This window comes from Streptomyces galbus (assembly GCF_005280195.1).
GTDB lineage: Bacteria > Actinomycetota > Actinomycetes > Streptomycetales > Streptomycetaceae > Streptomyces > Streptomyces galbus.
On record NZ_SZPR01000010.1, the window covers coordinates 370,133 to 385,331 of the forward strand.

General features: G+C 73.3%; 15 protein-coding genes. 9 read left to right on the plus strand and 6 right to left on the minus strand.

The window, feature by feature from the left end; translation table 11 throughout:
• Positions 1-17 precede the first annotated feature (17 nt).
• Both E4U92_RS09970 and E4U92_RS09975 read left to right on the plus strand, forming a co-directional pair.
• A complete protein-coding gene (locus tag E4U92_RS09970; protein ID WP_229862408.1) occupies positions 18-914 on the plus strand; it encodes a LysR family transcriptional regulator in 897 nt (298 codons plus the stop codon).
• 127 nt (positions 915-1,041) lie between these two features.
• A complete protein-coding gene (locus E4U92_RS09975; RefSeq protein WP_137299942.1) occupies positions 1,042-1,431 on the plus strand; it encodes a cold-shock protein in 390 nt (129 codons plus the stop codon).
• Between the two features lie 66 nt (positions 1,432-1,497).
• Here the strand turns inward: E4U92_RS09975 and E4U92_RS09980 are convergent, their stop codons facing one another.
• Together E4U92_RS09980 and E4U92_RS09985 are read right to left on the minus strand one after the other, a co-directional pair.
• Positions 1,498-1,968, minus strand: coding sequence for an SRPBCC domain-containing protein (locus E4U92_RS09980; RefSeq protein WP_137299943.1), 471 nt, complete (start codon positions 1,966-1,968; stop codon positions 1,498-1,500).
• A gap of 297 nt (positions 1,969-2,265) precedes the next feature.
• Complete coding sequence (locus E4U92_RS09985) at positions 2,266-3,675, minus strand: MFS transporter (RefSeq protein WP_137300147.1); 1,410 nt, start codon at positions 3,673-3,675, stop codon at positions 2,266-2,268.
• 228 nt (positions 3,676-3,903) lie between these two features.
• Here E4U92_RS09985 and E4U92_RS09990 point away from each other — a divergent pair, with 228 nt between their 5' ends.
• A complete protein-coding gene (locus tag E4U92_RS09990) occupies positions 3,904-4,338 on the plus strand; it encodes a winged helix-turn-helix transcriptional regulator (protein WP_137299944.1) in 435 nt (144 codons plus the stop codon).
• 31 nt (positions 4,339-4,369) lie between these two features.
• Here E4U92_RS09990 and E4U92_RS09995 read toward each other — a convergent pair whose 3' ends face one another.
• Positions 4,370-4,798, minus strand: a complete 429-nt coding sequence (locus tag E4U92_RS09995; protein WP_137299945.1) for a YjbQ family protein — start codon at positions 4,796-4,798, stop codon at positions 4,370-4,372.
• A gap of 76 nt (positions 4,799-4,874) precedes the next feature.
• Here E4U92_RS09995 and E4U92_RS10000 point away from each other — a divergent pair, with 76 nt between their 5' ends.
• Complete coding sequence (locus tag E4U92_RS10000; protein WP_137299946.1) at positions 4,875-6,053, plus strand: NAD(P)-binding domain-containing protein; 1,179 nt, start codon at positions 4,875-4,877, stop codon at positions 6,051-6,053.
• A gap of 11 nt (positions 6,054-6,064) precedes the next feature.
• Here E4U92_RS10000 and mltG read toward each other — a convergent pair whose 3' ends face one another.
• Positions 6,065-6,913, minus strand: coding sequence for an endolytic transglycosylase MltG (gene mltG / locus E4U92_RS10005; RefSeq protein WP_137299947.1), 849 nt, complete (start codon positions 6,911-6,913; stop codon positions 6,065-6,067).
• Between the two features lie 43 nt (positions 6,914-6,956).
• Positions 6,957-8,789: an ABC transporter ATP-binding protein gene (locus E4U92_RS10010; protein WP_137299948.1), complete on the minus strand. Its 1,833-nt coding sequence runs from the start codon at positions 8,787-8,789 to the stop codon at positions 6,957-6,959.
• A gap of 118 nt (positions 8,790-8,907) precedes the next feature.
• On the opposite strand from E4U92_RS10010, the gene E4U92_RS10015 reads away from it, so the two are divergent.
• The 5 genes from E4U92_RS10015 (at position 8,908) to E4U92_RS10035 (ending at position 14,318) form a co-directional block, all read left to right on the plus strand.
• Positions 8,908-9,357, plus strand: a complete 450-nt coding sequence (locus E4U92_RS10015) for a MarR family winged helix-turn-helix transcriptional regulator (protein WP_137299949.1) — start codon at positions 8,908-8,910, stop codon at positions 9,355-9,357.
• Positions 9,358-9,636: 279 nt separating this feature from the next.
• Entirely contained in the window at positions 9,637-11,436 is a 1,800-nt protein-coding gene (locus E4U92_RS10020) for an ABC transporter transmembrane domain-containing protein (RefSeq protein WP_137299950.1), read from the plus strand.
• On the plus strand, positions 11,433-13,214 hold the full coding sequence (locus E4U92_RS10025; protein WP_137299951.1) for an ABC transporter ATP-binding protein: 1,782 nt from the start codon (positions 11,433-11,435) through the stop codon (positions 13,212-13,214). The genes E4U92_RS10020 and E4U92_RS10025 overlap by 4 nt, the downstream gene beginning before the upstream one ends.
• 303 nt (positions 13,215-13,517) lie before the next feature.
• Positions 13,518-13,988, plus strand: a complete 471-nt coding sequence (locus tag E4U92_RS10030) for a DUF5709 domain-containing protein (protein WP_137299952.1) — start codon at positions 13,518-13,520, stop codon at positions 13,986-13,988.
• A gap of 72 nt (positions 13,989-14,060) precedes the next feature.
• Positions 14,061-14,318, plus strand: a complete 258-nt coding sequence (locus tag E4U92_RS10035; RefSeq protein ID WP_137299953.1) for a type B 50S ribosomal protein L31 — start codon at positions 14,061-14,063, stop codon at positions 14,316-14,318.
• Between the two features lie 80 nt (positions 14,319-14,398).
• On the opposite strand, the gene E4U92_RS10040 is transcribed toward E4U92_RS10035, so the two are convergent.
• Positions 14,399-15,193, minus strand: a complete 795-nt coding sequence (locus E4U92_RS10040) for a metal-dependent hydrolase (protein ID WP_137299954.1) — start codon at positions 15,191-15,193, stop codon at positions 14,399-14,401.
• Positions 15,194-15,199: the final 6 nt, after the last annotated feature.

Sequence of the window (15,199 nt, forward strand, 5' to 3'; positions counted from 1 at the left end):
GTCCATACGATGGACGCATGGATGGTGGGAACGAGCAGGTCGGGCCGCGCGGGGACGTGCGGGACGTGGAGCTGCGGCAGTTGCGCTGTCTGGTGACGATCGTCGACGAGGGCGGGTTCACGGACGCCGCCGCCGTGCTCGGCGTCTCCCAGGCGGCCGTCTCGCGCACCTTGGCCTCCCTGGAACGGGCCCTGGGCGTACGGCTGTTGCGGCGGACCTCGCGGGTGGTGGCGCCGACCGCCACGGGGCTGCGGGTGGTGGCGCACGCGCGGCGGGTGCTCGGCGAGGTGGACGCCCTGGTGCAGGAGGTGGCCTCGGGCCACACCCGGCTGCGGATCGGGTACGCCTGGTCGGCGGTCGGCCGGCACACGGTCGCGTTCCAGCGGCAGTGGGCCGAGCGGCATCCCGGGACCGAGCTGCACCTCGTGCGCGTCAACGCGAGCAGCGCCGGTCTGGCGGAGGGCGCCTGCGACCTCGCGGTGGTGCGCCGGCCGCTGGACGAACGCCGCTTCGACACCGCGATCGTGGGTCTCGAGCGGCGGCTGTGCGCGCTGGCCGCCGACGATCCCCTGGCCCGGCGCCGGTCAGTGCGCCTCGCCGACCTGGGCGGCCGGACCCTGCTGATCGACCGGCGCACCGGCACCACGACCCCGGAGCTGTGGCCGCCGGAGGCGAGGCCGGCCGTGGAGGACACCCACGACGTGGACGACTGGCTGACCGTGATCGCCACGGGGCGCTGCGTCGGGGTGACCGCCGAGTCGACGGCCAACCAGTACCCGCGGCCGGGTGTGGTGTACCGGCCGGTGCGTGACGCCGAGCCGGTCGCCGTGCGCCTGGCCTGGTGGCGGGACGACCCGCACCCGGCGGCCCAGGCCGTCATCGAGCTGCTGACCGCCCTCTACCGCACACCGTGACGCCTCGGGCCGGAAGGGCACGTCCCCTGCGGGGCGGTGACGCCGAGGTCGCTCCCTCGCCCCCCGCATGGCTACGATCGGCCTCAGGTGCACCGGAGTGGGTGTGATGAGGCTGTTGGGGGTTGGGATGGTTGCCGGTCGTGTGGTGCGTTTCGACAGCGCGCGGGGTTATGGGTTCATCGCCCCCGACGACGGCGGGGAGGATGTCTTCCTGCACGTCAACGACATGTTGATGCCCGAGTCGCAGGTGCGGCGGGGCATCGTGGTGGAGTTCGAGATCGAGGACGGCGAGCGCGGGCCGAAGGCGTCGTCGGTGCGCCTCGCGCGCGGGGACGACGGCAAGCCGCTCGGCCTGGACGACGACATGATGTGCGACGTGCTCAACACGGAGGAGTTCACCCGCGAGGTCACCGAGTCGCTGCTCGCGGCGGCGCCCACGCTGACCGCCGAGCAGATCCTCCAGGTGCGGGCCGGGCTGGCCCAGTTCGCCAAGCACCACGGCTGGGTCGAGGGCTGACGCTGCCCCTAGGTCGTGTCCGCAAAGTCCCGTCGTCCGCGGCAGGCGGGACTTTGCGGACACGGCCTAGGCGTTCGTCCCCGCCTCCACCAGCCGCGCCAGGTTGGCGAGGGACATGCGGGTGCCCGTCTCGTTGTCCTCGGCGGAGACCGCGTCGGGTACGCCCGCGTGCTCGATCGTGACGTCCGTGCCGCCGTCGGCCGCGTCGCCGAGGGTGGTGGTCATGGTCATGGTGCCGTTCAGCGCCGGGTCGTCGGTCTCGAACGCGATGACCTCCACGACCTGTTCGTCCGGTACGAGGCGCGCGAAGTGGCCGTGGTAGGTGTCGGTGTGCGCGTCCGTCTTCCCGGCGGCGTCCGGTGACGCGTAGGTGAGGGACACGCGGAAGCGTCCGCCCTCGTGGGGCTCGAAGGTGTGCACCCGCGCCGTCATGCCCTGCGGCGCCCGCCACCGGGCGAGGGCGTCGGCGTCGACGAGGGCGCGGTAGACGGCGGCGCGCGGGGCCTTCACGTGTCCGGAGATCCGCATCGTGTACATGGCCCCACGCTACGCGTCACGTCTGACACTCCGGGCGGAGCTCTGCCCGGTCCGGTCGGCTACCGGGTCCTCAGCTCGGCGAATTCCAGGATGATCGCTCTGTTCCATTTCCCCGGGGACGGCACCCTGATTCTTTGCCTCAGGAATGGTCGGCCCTACGAAATCGATGGAACGGTGCACAGATAATGGAGCCGGCGGGATTCCCGGACACCTCCGTCAGGCCCAAGGAAAAGGCACCGCCCTGACCCGGCTTGGGTGCCGGCCAGGGCGGTGTCGTGCTGGGCTGTGCGGGGGTGGCTAGACCTCGGCGGAGGCGGGCGCGGGCGCGGGCGCGCCGGTCACGTCGTCCGCGGGCTTGCGCAGGCCGAAGGTGCTGATCAGGGTCGCGCCGAGCGCGGCGATCAGCGGCACGAACAGGGCCGCCTTGTAGCCGTCGAGGAGTTCGGCGGGCGAGGAGCCGTCGGTGGCCGCGATGTCGACGGCGGCGGCCGCGGACAGGCCGAGCGCGGCGCCGAACTGGAAGCTGGTGTACAGCAGACCGCCGGCCACGCCCTGCTCCTCCTCCTCGATGCCCTCGGTGCCGGCGATGGTGAGCGGGCCGTAGGCGAGGGAGAAGGCCAGGCCCAGCACGAGCAGGCTCGGGAACATCAGCGCGTAGGTCCAGTCGACCTGGAGCGGCAGCATCAGGGCGTAGGCCAGGGAGGCCAGCACCAGTCCGCCGCACATGACGCGGGCGTTGCCGAACTTCTCCACCAGCTTGGGGGTGAGCGTGGGCGAGAGCACCGTGTCGATGCCGATGACGATCATCGCGAAGCTGGTCTGCAGGGTCGACCAGCCGCGCAGCTCCTGCAGGTAGAGCGTGACGATGAACTGGAAGCCGAAGAAGCCGCCGGAGAAGAGCAGCGCGGCGAGGTTGGCGCGGACGAGCCCGCCGTGCCGGAACAGGCCGAGGCGCACCAGGGGTGCCGCCGAGCGGCGTTCGACGACGCTGAAGGCCAGGAACAGCAGGAGGCTGGCGGCGACCGTGCCGATCGTCCGGACGGCGTCGACGTGCGTGGCGCGCTCGACGGCGAACACGAGCAGCAGGATCGCGCCGGTCACGGTGACCGCGCCGGTCAGGTCGACGGGCCGGCCCTGCCGGTCGGGGCGCTCGGACTTGGGGATGAGGGCGACCGCGGCGAGCAGGATGACCGCCGAGAGGATCACCGGGGCGAAGAACACCCACCGCCAGCTGATCGCGGTGAGCAGTCCGCCGACGACCAGGCCGATGGAGAAGCCGCCGGCGGCGGTGCCGGAGTACACCAGCAGGGCCTTGTTGCGCTGGGCGCCCTCCGCGAAGCCGGTGGTGATGATCGACAGACCGGCCGGGGCCATGAAGGCCGCGGCGACACCGGTGACGAACCGGGCGACGAGCAGCATCCAGCCCTCGGTCGCCAGTCCGCCCAGACCGGAGAAGAGGAGGAAGACGACCAGCCAGAACACGAACATCCGGCGCCGGCCGAAGAGGTCCGCGGCCCTGCCGCCGAGCAGCATGAACCCGCCGTAGCCGAGGACGTAGGCGCTCATGACCCACTGCAGCGTGCCGGTGGACATCCCGAGGTCGTCGCGGATCGACGGGAGGGCCACGTTGAGCATGGCCACGTCGATGCCCTCCAGGAAGATCGCGCCGCACAGCACGAACAGCACGCCCCAAGCGCGCCCGCTCATGCGATCGGTGTCGCCGCCCGAGGGGGATTCCACTGTGGACACTGAAGGTCTCCTTGAGCGTGACCGAGGAATGGACTTGAGAGATGGACCTGGAAAACGCTGGGGATCCGAACGTCGACAGGTGAATTCCCGAGAAAACTCAATTTCGCCGGGCGCGAACCCCTTTTACGCGAGATCCTGCCGGTCCCCTCTTGTGACTGCCGAAATCATCGGGCACGCTTGGGCGGCATGGAAGAAGGCACTTTAAAGTCACCGAGGCACTGCTCGGGTACCGAGGACTACAACATCCTCCAGTGGGACGTCCGCGAGGGCTGCGAGGTCCGCCAGATCCTGGACCGCGTCGCCGACAAGTGGTCGCTGCTGGTGATTGCGCTGCTGGAGAACCGCAGTCTGCGCTTCACCCAACTGCGCCACAGCATCGAGGGCATCAGCCAGCGGATGCTCACGGTGACCCTGCGTCAGCTCGAGCGGGACGGACTGGTGCACCGTACGGTCCATCCGGTGGTGCCGCCGCGGGTGGACTACGGGTTGACGCCGCTGGGCGTCACCTTGCACGACACGATCCAGGCGCTGGTGACCTGGACCGCGCAGCACCAGGAGGAGATCGCGACGGCCCGCGCCGCGTACGACCGGCGTGCGGAGGTCGGCGAGGAAGCCTCCTGAGGCAGGCCCCCGCGCTCAGCCGGCGCAGGGCTCAGGAGCCGGCGAGGAAGCTGAGCCGGACCTTGCGCTCGGGGTTGTCGCGGTTGGTGTCCACCAGGCACACGGACTGCCAGGTGCCGAGTTGCAGCCGGCCGCCCACCACCGGGAGGGTCGCGTGCGGCGCGACGAACGCCGGCAGCACGTGGTCACGGCCGTGGCCGGGGCTGCCGTGGCGGTGCTGCCAGCGGTCGTCGGCCGGCAGGAGGGTGTGCAGGGCCGTGAGCAGGTCGTCGTCGCTGCCGGCGCCCGTCTCGAGGACGGCCACGCCGGCCGTGGCGTGCGGGACGAACACGTTCAGCAGTCCGTCACGGCCGGCCGCCGCCTCGCGCAGGAAGGACTCGCAGTCGTGCGTGAGGTCGACGACGGCCTCGCGGGAGCCGGACGGGACGGTCAGGACGTGCGTGGTGAAGGCATCGGACATGCATCCATCCTGACCCATGCGCCGGGTGCCGCGGCGGAGGGGGAAGATCCCCGCGCGCGGCGCTGTTCGTAGAAACGTGAACAACACGCGCGAGGTCGAGGTCGAGGTCGTCGTCGTGGGCGCCGGTCAGGCGGGCCTGTCCAGCGCCTACCACCTGCGCCGCACCGGCTTCACACCGGACGAGGACTTCGTGGTGCTGGACCACTCCCCCGGCCCGGGCGGCGCCTGGCAGTTCCGCTGGCCGTCGCTGACGTACGGCAAGGTGCACGGGATGCACGCGCTGCCCGGCATGGAGCTGACGGGCGCCGACCCCGCCCGGCCGTCCGCCGAGGTCGTGAGCGCGTACTTCGACGCCTACGAGCGCGCCTTCGACCTGCGGGTACGGCGTCCCGTGGACGTGCGCGCGGTGCGGGAGGGCACCGGCGGGCGGCTGCGCGTGGAGACCTCGGCCGGCACCTGGTCCCCGCGGGCCCTGATCAATGCCACCGGCACCTGGGACCGGCCGTTCTGGCCGCGCTACCCCGGGCAGGAGACCTTCCGGGGGCGGCAGCTGCACACCGCGCAGTACCCGGGGCCGCAGGCGTTCGCCGGTCTGCGGGTCGTCGTCGTGGGCGGCGGGGCGTCCGGCACGCAGCACCTGCTGGAGATCGCCCCCTACGCGGCCGCCACCACCTGGGTGACGCGCCGCCCGCCCGTCTTCCGCGAGGGCCCCTTCGACGAGGACGCGGGCCGTTCGGCCGTCGCGCTGGTCGAGGAGCGGGTCCGTCGGGGGCTGCCGCCGCGCAGCGTGGTCTCGGTGACGGGGCTGCCGCTCAACGACGCCGTGCGGCAGGGGCTGGAGAGCGGGCTGCTGGACCGGCTGCCGGTGTTCGACCGCATCACCCCGGACGGCGTGGAGTGGAACGACGGCCGGCGCGTGGACGCCGACGTCATCCTGTGGGCGACCGGCTTCCGCGCCGCCGTCGACCACCTGGCGCCGCTGCGGCTGCGCGAGCCGGGCGGGGGCATCCGCGTCGAGGGGACGCGGGTGGTCGCCGATCCGCGGGTCCACCTGGTGGGCTACGGCCCGTCGGCGAGCACCATCGGCGCCAACCGGGCCGGCCGCGCGGCGGTACGGGACATCAGACGGCTGCTGGCCGAGGGCGCCCGGGCCGGCGCCCCGACCGACGGCGCCCGGCCGGCCGGCGCCCCGGTCGGCGGCACCCCGGCCGACGGCGCCCTGACCGGCGGCGCCCCGGTCGAGAACGCGGCCTGACGGCGTCCGGATCACTTGGCCGCGGGCCCGCCGGACCGCTGGTTGCGGTTGAACTCGGCGACGTTGCGCTCGTGTTCCGCCAGGTCCGCGGTGAAGCGGGTGTCGCCGGGCTTGACGGTGACGAAGTAGAGCCAGTCGCCCGCGGGCGGGTCCAGGGCGGCCCGCATCGCCTCCTCCCCCGGGTTGTCGATGGGCGTCGGCGGCAGGCCCATGCGGCGGTAGGAGTTGTAGGGGCTGTCGAGACGGGTGTCCTTCTCGCTGGTGCGCAGCGTGGAACGGTTGAGGGCGTAGTTGAGCGTGGAGTCCATCTGCAGCGGCATGCCCTTCGCCAGGCGGTTGAACACCACCCGCGCCACCTTGCCCATCTCGTCCTTGCTGCCGGCCTCGGCCTGGACGATGCTCGCGACGGTGACCGCCTGGTAGACGTTCAGCGCGGTCCGCCGGGCGCCGGCCGCCACGGGCGCCCCGCCGAAACGCCGGTTCGCCGTGTCCACCATCGCGGACAGCAGCGACCGGGGCGTCGTCCTCCCGTCCAGCGGATACGTGGCGGGGAACAGGTAGCCCTCGGGGTTGCCGCCGGCGTCCTCCGGCAGCTTCAGGCCGGCCTGCGGAAGGCTGCGGCGGGTGGTGCCGGGGGCCAGGTGGAGGGCCCGGTCGACGGCGTCGTAGACCTGGGCGGCGCGCCAGCCCTCCGGGATGACGAGGGTCGCGGGCGCGGTCGCCCGGTGGGTGCCGCCCTCCAAGGTCAGCAGCGGCACCGCCACGGCGGTGCCGGCCACGACGGCTCCGGCCGCGATGAGGGCGAGCCGCCCCCGACGTGTCAGCCGGATCGTGTTCCGTGACGGAGTGTTCTTCTGCATGCGGGCACGGTAACCCGCACGCCTGGACAAACCCGGCATATCTTCATCTTGTCGGTTCCAGGGGGACCGGGTCGCCGGAGGCCGGGGCCGGGCGGGAGTCCTTGCGGACCAGCGCGGCGTACCGTCCGTCGCGCGCCAGCAGGTCCTCGTGCGCGCCCCGTTCGGCCACGTGCCCGGCCTCCAGGACCACGATCTGGTCGGCGTCCCGGACGGTGGAGAGCCGGTGGGCGATGGTCACCGTCGTGCGGTCGGCGGACAGGGCGTCGATGGCCTGCTGCACGGCGTGCTCGGTGCGGGTGTCCAGGGCGCTGGTCGCCTCGTCGAGGATCAGCACCGGCGGGTCGCGCAGGATGGTGCGCGCGATGGCCAGGCGCTGCTTCTCGCCGCCGGAGAAGCGGTGCCCGCGCTCGCCGACCACCGTGTCGTAGCCGTCGGGCAGCGAGGCGATGTGGTCGTGGATCTGGGCGGCCCGGGCGGCCGCGTACAGCTCCTCGTCCGTGGCGTCGGGCTTGGCGAAGCGCAGGTTGTCGGCGACCGAGGCGTGGAAGAGGTACGTCTCCTGCGAGACGACGCCGACCGCGCGCGCGAGGGTGTCGAAGTCGAGGTCGCGCACGTCGACGCCGTCGAGGGTGACCCGGCCGCCGGTGACGTCGTAGAGCCGGGGCACCAGGTAGCCCAGGGTGGACTTGCCCGCGCCGGTCGGGCCGACCACCGCGAGGCTGCCGCCGGCCGGCACGGTGAGGTCGATGCCGTCCAGGACGGGCGCGCCCTCGTCGTCGTAACGGAAGGACACCTTCTCGAAGCGGACCTCGCCCTTGATCCGGTCGAGGTGGACCGGGTCCGGCCGCTCGGTGATGTCGATGGGCAGGTCGAGGTACTCGAAGATGCGCTGGAACAGCGCGAGCGAGCTCTGGATCTGCACGCCGGTCGACAGCAGGCTGACGGCGGGGCGGAACAGGCCCTGCTGAAGCGAGACGAAGGCGACGATCGTGCCGAGGGAGACGTCCGGCCCGCCGAACTGCAGGGCCATGCCGGCGGTCCAGTAGATGACGGCCGGCATCGCGGCCATGACGATCGTGATCACGGCCATGCGCCAGCGGCCCGCCATGCTGGAGCGCACCTCCAGGTCGACCAGGCGTTCGGACTCCTCGGCGAAGGACGCGGTGAGGGAGTCGGCGCGGCCCATCGTGCGGCCGAGGAGGATGCCGCTGACGGACAGCGACTCGGTGACCGTGGCGGCCATCGCGGCCATCTGCTTCTGGCGCTGGGTGGTGATCCTCTTGCGTTCGTTGCCGACGCGGCGGCTGATCCACACGAACGCCGGGAGCAGCAGCAGGGAGACCACGGTCAGGCGCCAGTCGAGGGCGATCATCGCGACGACCGTGGCGACCACGCTGGTGAAGTTGGAGACCAGCGAGGTGGCCGTCGAGGTGACGGTCGCCTGCATGCCGCCGATGTCGTTGGCGATGCGGGACTGCACCTCGCCGGTGCGCGTGCGCGTGAAGAAGGCGAGCGACATACGCTGCAGCCGGCCGTAGACGGCGGTGCGCAGGTCGTGCATGACGCGCTGGCCGACCGTGGTGGAGATCAGCGTCTGCAGGACGCCGAAGACGCTGGTGAGGACGGCGCTGAGGATCATGCCGAGGGCGAGCAGGCTCAGCAGGCCGGTGCGGCCCTGCGGGATCGCGACGTCCAGGATCTCCTTGAGGAGGAACGGCGTGGCGACCGAGACGAGCGAGGAGGCGCCGACCAGCAGGCCGACGACGGTGAGCCGCCCGCGGTAGGGGCGGAACAGCTTCAGGATGCGCCGCACCTGCCGGGGCTGTTCCCCGGTGTCGGCGGGCGGGCTCCAGGAGGGTTCGTGATCGGGGTGCATGGGCTCCTACGGAGGTGGACGGGCGCCGGGCCGCGGGCGCGGTCGGCGACGACGGGAGGGAGCGTAGCTCATTGTTACCTATACTCACAATGAACTAGGTCCTGATATTGTTCCCCGCATGACCACCCCCGATCGCGACGGAGCGCTGGCCGACCAGTTGCTGCGGTTGACCCACCGGGTGCACCGGATCCAGAAACGCCACCTCCACCAGGCCGACCTGGGCATCACCCCGGCCCAGTCCCGCCTGCTGCGCACCCTCGCCCACTTCGGCGGACCGCCCCGCATGGCGGACCTCGCCGAACGGCTGGAGGTCGTGCCCCGCGCCGTGACCACGCTGGTCGACGGCCTGGAGGCGAGCGGCGCGGTGCGGCGGGTCCCGGATCCGGCCAACCGCCGGGTCATCCGCATCGAGCTCACGGACACCGGCCGGGCGACCCTGCACGCACTGCACGACGCCCGGCGGGCCGCCGCACGGGAGATCCTGGCCCCGCTGACGGACGAACAGCGCGAGGCGCTCGGCGCGTTGCTGGACACGCTGATCGACGGGGCGCCGCTGCCCGGGTGTTGAGGGCGTGAGCGTGCCGGCGGATGCCTGCGCCCGGGAGTCGGCGGGGAAGCCGAGCCATGCCACGGGTGCCCCCGGCCGGACCATGACGGGCCATGCCACGCGTGCCACCCGAGCGGGCCATGACGGGCCGTAGCCGAAACGCGGTGGTGCCGTGGAAAACGGGTTGAATTCCACCCTCCCGCAGCGCGAACCTGTCACGGTTTGCAGCCGCGCCCCGCGGCCTGTGCGCTTCCCTTGCCGCCTCTCCACCCCACTCCTCACACGAGCCACTGGGATGTCATGCAGATCCAAGACCTTCCCTATCCCGACCCCGGTGTGCCGGACGCGCGCTCAGGACCCCGCTTCCTGTGGTGGCTGGGCCGCAACCAGTTGGGCGGGCAACTGAAGTCCCTCGCCTGGGGGTTGCTGCACTTCGTCGCCGTCTCGGCGCAGCCGTTCTGCGTCGGGTACGCCGTCCAGGCCGTCGTCGACCGCTCCGGCGCCCGGCTCGCCCTCGCCGGGGGCCTGATGGCCCTGTGCGGTGCGGCCACCGCGGTCGGGGACACCTTCCTGCACCGCGCCGCCGTCACCAACTGGATCACCGCCGCCGCACGCGTGCAGCAGTTGCTCGCCCGCAAGGCCGCCCGGCTCGGCTCCGCGCTGACCAGGCGGGTCGCGGCCGGTGAGGTCGTGGCGGTCTCCACCGGTGACGTCGAGAAGATCGGCTGGTTCGTCGAGGCCGTGTCCCGCTTCTCCGCGGCCGCGCTCACCGTCCTGCTGGTCTGCGTCGGGCTGGTCGTCTACCAGCCGACGCTCGGCGTGGTCGTCGCCGTGGGGCTGCCCGTGGTGGCGTTCGCGGCGCTGCCGCTGCTGCCGCCCGCCACGCGGCGGGCCGACGTCCAGCGCGAGAAGGCCGGCCGCGCCACCGAACTGGCCTCGGACACCGTCGCCGGACTGCGGGTGCTGCGTGGCATCGGCGGCGAGGACCTGTTCCTCGACCGCTACCGCCGGGCCTCCCAGGAGGTCCGCCACGCCGCCGTGCGCAGCGCCCGGATGTGGTCGCTGATCAGCGCGATCCAGGTGCTGCTGCCGGGGCTGCTGCTCATCACGGTCGTCTGGTACGGCGTCCACCTGGCCCGCGAGGGCCGCATCACGGTCGGTGAACTCGTCACCGTCTACAGCTCGGTGACGGTGCTGGCGTACCCGCTGCGGCACTTCGAGGAGATCGCCATGGCGTACTCCTTCTCGCGCCCGTCCGCCAAGCGCGCCGCGCGCGTGCTGTCGCTGGAGCGGACCACGGACGCGGGCGGATCGCGCCCCGCCGACGCGCCCTCGGGCGACCTGTACGACCCGGCGACCGGACTCCTCGCGCCCGCCGGCCTGCTCACCGCGGTGGTCTGCGGCGACCCGGACGCGGCCGGACGCCTGGCGGAGCGCCTCGGCGGACACGCCTTCGCGGAGGGGCCCTCCGTCCTGCTGGGCGGCGTGCCGCTCGACGAACTGCCCCTGGACACCGCGCGGGCCGCCGTCCTCGTCCAGGACAAGGACCCGGTGTTGCTGTCCGGCGCGCTGCGCGACCTGCTCGACGTGCCCGCGTCGGGCCGGGTGGGTGCCGCGGCCGCGCTGGCGGCGGCGCAGTGCGCCGACGTCCTGGACGCACTCGTGCAGGGCTCGCTGGACACCGACGACCCGATGGACGCGCGGATCACCGAACGCGGGCGCTCCCTGTCCGGCGGCCAGCGCCAGCGGCTCGCCCTGGCGCGGTCGTTGCTCACCGATCCGGAGGTGCTGGTGCTGGACGAGCCGACGTCGGCCGTCGACTCCCACACCGAGGCCCGCATCGCCGAGGGCCTGCGCGGCCTGCGCTCCGGACGCACGACCGTGGTGTTCACGTCCTCGCCGCTGCTGCTGGACCGGGCCGACCGGGTCGTCCTCGTCCACGACGGCGAGGTGGCGGCGGTCGGCACGCACCGCGACCTGCTGCACGAGGAGCCCCGGTACCGGGCCGTCGTCACCCGCGAGCCGGACGAGGAGAGCGCGGACGACTTCGCCGGACTCGAGGAGCTGGACGAGCTGCAAGAGATCGAGGAGACCGCATGATCGGCGTCGCGCCCCCGGCCTACGACCCGGCGGCCCCGACGACGGCCCACACGCTGCCCGTCGGAGCCCCCGCCACCGTGCGCGCCTACGTGGGCGAACTGCTGCGCCGGCACCGGCGTGCCTTCCTGCTGCTCGTCGCGGCCAACACGGTCGCCACCGTCGCCTCGATGGTGGGCCCGTGGCTGCTGGGCGACCTCGTGGAACGGATGGCGGACGGGGCCCGGGAACTGCGTCTCGGGTGGACCGTGACGTTCTTCGTGGCCGCGCTGGTCGTCCAGGCGGTCTTCGTGCGGCAGATGAGGCTGCGCGGGGCCGTGCTCGGCGAACGGATGCTGGCCGACCTGCGCGAGGACTTCCTGGTGCGGTCGGTGCGGCTGCCCCCGGGGGTGCTGGAACGGGCCGGGACGGGCGACCTGCTGTCCCGGATCACCACCGACATCGACCGGCTCGCCAACGCGATGCGCGAGGCCGTCCCCCAGCTCACCATCGGCGTGATGTGGGCGCTGCTGCTGCTGGTCGGCCTGGTCGTCGTGGCGCCGCCGCTGGCGCCGGCCGTGCTGCTCGCCGTGCCGCTGCTGGTGATCGTCTGCCGCTGGTACTTCCGGCGCGCCCCGTCCGCCTACCGCTCGGAGGCCGCCGGGTACGCGGCCGTGGCCGCCGCGCTCGCCGAGACCGTGGACGCCGGGCGCACCGTCGAGGCCCACCGCCTCGGCGACAGGCGCGTCGAACTGTCGGAGCTGCGGGTCCGGCAGTGGACGGCGTGGGAGCGCTACACGCTCTGGCTGCGCTCGGTGCTGATCCCGGTCATCAGCCTGGTGCACGTCACCGTGCTCGGCTCGGTGCTGATGCTCGGCGGGGTGTTCGTCCTGAAGGGCTGGATCGGCGTGGGCCAGCTCACCACGGGGGCGCTCGTCGCACAGATGCTCGTCGACCCGGTCAACCTGATCCTGCGCTGGTACGACGAGCTGCAGGTCGCCCAGGTGTCGCTGGCCCGGCTGGTCGGCGTCCGGGAGATCGAACCCGGCGCCGGGCGCGCCTCGCTCGCCCCCGAGGGCCGGGACGTGCGCGCCGACGACGTCCGCTTCGGCTACCGCGAGGGCGTCGACGTGCTGCGCCGGGTGTCCCTCGCCGTCGCGCCCGGCACCCGGCTGGCCCTGGTCGGCCCCTCGGGCGCCGGCAAGTCCACCCTGGGCCGGCTGCTCGCCGGCATCTACGCGCCCCGGGACGGCAGCGTCACCCTCGGCGGCGCCGAACTGTCCCGGATGACCGCCGAACGGGTCCGCTCGCACGTGGCCCTGGTCAACCAGGAACACCACGTCTTCGTCGGCTCCCTGCGCGACAACCTGCGGCTGGCCCGCACCGGCGCCGGGGACACGGAGCTGTGGGCGGCGCTCGGCGCGGTCGACGCCGACGGCTGGGCGCGGGCGCTGGACGACGGCCTGGACACCGAGGTCGGCTCGGGCGGGACCGCGCTCACCCCGGCGCAGGCCCAGCAGATCGCGCTCGCCCGGCTGGTCCTGGCCGACCCGCACACGCTGGTCCTGGACGAGGCGACCTCGCTGCTCGACCCGCGCGCCGCCCGGCACCTGGAACGCTCCCTGTCCCGGGTCCTCGACGGCCGTACCGTGGTCGCGATCGCCCACCGCCTGCACACCGCCCACGACGCCGACGTCATCGCCGTCGTCGAGAACGGCCGCATCAGCGAGCTGGGCAGCCACGCGGAGCTGGTCGCGGCCGACGGGGCGTACGCGGCGCTGTGGAGGTCGTGGCACGGGTGAGGCGGGGCCCGGTCGACGGGTGAGCGGTGAGGCGGTCCACCTGGGTGGTGGCTCCGGCGGGCGGCGTCCCCGGGGCTCCGCCCGCGGTGGCCCTGCCGGGTCGCTCCCCCGCAGGCCGGGCCCCCGCGGAGGCGCTGCCGTTGCGCGGTCGCCGAGCGGGATGGAACGCTGGTAAGCGGCACCCGTGCGGGGAGCGACCGGGCCGTGTCCGGCGCCTTCCGTGCGCGGTCGGTGCCCGGCCCGGCGGCGGACCCCCGCCGACCGTGGTGCGTACGGGCCCGTCCCCACCCTCTGGAGGTACCCGTGAACAGCGCCGACGGATGGGGAGACGACGTCTACCAGCCCGACGCGTCCGACATCCAGGACGACTCGGGGCTGCTCGACGAGGAGGACACCCTCGAGGACGACGACGTCGACAACCCCCTGGACCGCGGCTGGTCCCCTCCGGAGAAGCCCTGGGCCGTGGAGCACGACGGCGTCACGGCGGCCGAGCGGCTGCACGGTGAGACGCTGGAGCAGCGGCTGGCCGAGGAGCTGCCGGACCTCGCCGTCCCGGACGGTGACGGTCTCGGTGACTCGGAGGACACCGACGGGGAACTCCTCGACGAGGAGGTCGGCGCGGTCCGCTCCGGACGGCTCGTGGCTCCGGACGAAGGGGTCCACGAGGACGAGGAGAGCGCGCTGGTCGCCACCGACGTCGGCATCGACGGGGCGGCCGCCTCCGCCGAGGAGGCCGCGATGCACATCGTCGACGGGGACGCCCTGCCCGGCTGACCCGCCGCCTCCCGGGGCGACGCGGCCCCCGCCGCGCCCGCCGTACGCACCGACCCGGCACGAGGAGCACGTATGCAGCAGGACAAGCACCCCGACTACCACCCGGTCGTCTTCCGCGACCGCGCCGCCGGCTACGCCTTCCTGACCCGGTCCACGGCCACCAGCGACCAGACCATCGAATGGGACGACGGCGAGACGTACCCGGTGGTGGACGTGGAGATCTCCTCCGAGAGCCACCCCTTCTACACCGGCAAGGCGCGCACCGTGGACACCGAGGGCCGCATCGCCCGCTTCGAGCGCCGCTACGGGGAGGGCTCGGCGCAGGGCTGAGCGCACGCGGGGGCCCGGTCCGGTGGCGCGGGGGACGACGCGGTGGCCGTGGGCGACGCGGCCGGGGCCGCCGGACGTCCTCAGATGAAGCCGAGCGCGGCCGCGCCGCCCAGCCCCCCGAGCAGCATGAACACCGGCATCAGCACCTTCAGCTCGATCCAGCTGCCCGCCCGGAACCGCATCACCTTCGGCGGGCCCAGTGGGTACCAGCGCTTGCGTCCGATCGGGATGGGCCACAGGATCGGGCAGCCCGAGACGGTCAGCGCGTCCCCGATGTCGTGCACCAGGGCGCCCAGCACGATGGGCAGCCCGAGCCACAGGTACTCCTGCCCGGGCTCGGTGAACAGCCAGGCCGAGCCGTTGCCCGGCTTGTCGAGGGTCCCGGCGATGATCCACGCGCTGGTCGCCGCCAGCAGCCACACCAGCACGTCGCTGCTGGAGCCCCGGGCGGCGCGCCACAGCAGGCCCTCGATGGCCAGCACCATGTGCGCGAACAGGATCGCCAGCACCGCCCAGCGGCCCCCGGCCACGGCCAGCTCCGCGGCGCCCGCGCCGATCAGGACCGCCCACAGCCAGGTGTGCGTCAGGGTGCGGTGGCCGCCGGAGCGGCGTGCGTCGCCCTGCTTGCGGGTGGCCTTGTAGACGGCGTAGGACAGCTTGTCGACGATCTCGCACAGCCACCGCGAGAGCGGGCCGAAGGCGCGGGAGATGGTGGCGGCCTTGTGGTCGAGGTCGGGAGCCAGCGCGGCACCGGCACTGATCAGCGCGCCGGTCAGCAGGACGGGCCAGGGCATCGGGTGTCCGGCCGCGGCGACGGCCGCCCCGACGCCGAGCCAGGCGGCGGCGCCCGACAGTGAGTGTGCTGGTCCCATCATGGCCCT

Coding starts and splice junctions, on each gene's coding strand:
- E4U92_RS09970 (WP_229862408.1), top strand. CDS start 18: ATGGATGGTGGGAACGAGCAGGTCGGGCCGCGCGGGGACGTGCGGGAC.
- E4U92_RS09975 (WP_137299942.1), top strand. CDS start 1,042: ATGGTTGCCGGTCGTGTGGTGCGTTTCGACAGCGCGCGGGGTTATGGG.
- E4U92_RS09980 (WP_137299943.1), bottom strand. CDS start 1,968: ATGTACACGATGCGGATCTCCGGACACGTGAAGGCCCCGCGCGCCGCC.
- E4U92_RS09985 (WP_137300147.1), bottom strand. CDS start 3,675: ATGAGCGGGCGCGCTTGGGGCGTGCTGTTCGTGCTGTGCGGCGCGATC.
- E4U92_RS09990 (WP_137299944.1), top strand. CDS start 3,904: ATGGAAGAAGGCACTTTAAAGTCACCGAGGCACTGCTCGGGTACCGAG.
- E4U92_RS09995 (WP_137299945.1), bottom strand. CDS start 4,798: ATGTCCGATGCCTTCACCACGCACGTCCTGACCGTCCCGTCCGGCTCC.
- mltG (WP_137299947.1), bottom strand. CDS start 6,913: ATGCAGAAGAACACTCCGTCACGGAACACGATCCGGCTGACACGTCGG.
- E4U92_RS10010 (WP_137299948.1), bottom strand. CDS start 8,789: ATGCACCCCGATCACGAACCCTCCTGGAGCCCGCCCGCCGACACCGGG.
- E4U92_RS10015 (WP_137299949.1), top strand. CDS start 8,908: ATGACCACCCCCGATCGCGACGGAGCGCTGGCCGACCAGTTGCTGCGG.
- E4U92_RS10020 (WP_137299950.1), top strand. CDS start 9,637: ATGCAGATCCAAGACCTTCCCTATCCCGACCCCGGTGTGCCGGACGCG.
- E4U92_RS10025 (WP_137299951.1), top strand. CDS start 11,433: ATGATCGGCGTCGCGCCCCCGGCCTACGACCCGGCGGCCCCGACGACG.
- E4U92_RS10035 (WP_137299953.1), top strand. CDS start 14,061: ATGCAGCAGGACAAGCACCCCGACTACCACCCGGTCGTCTTCCGCGAC.
- E4U92_RS10040 (WP_137299954.1), bottom strand. CDS start 15,193: ATGATGGGACCAGCACACTCACTGTCGGGCGCCGCCGCCTGGCTCGGC.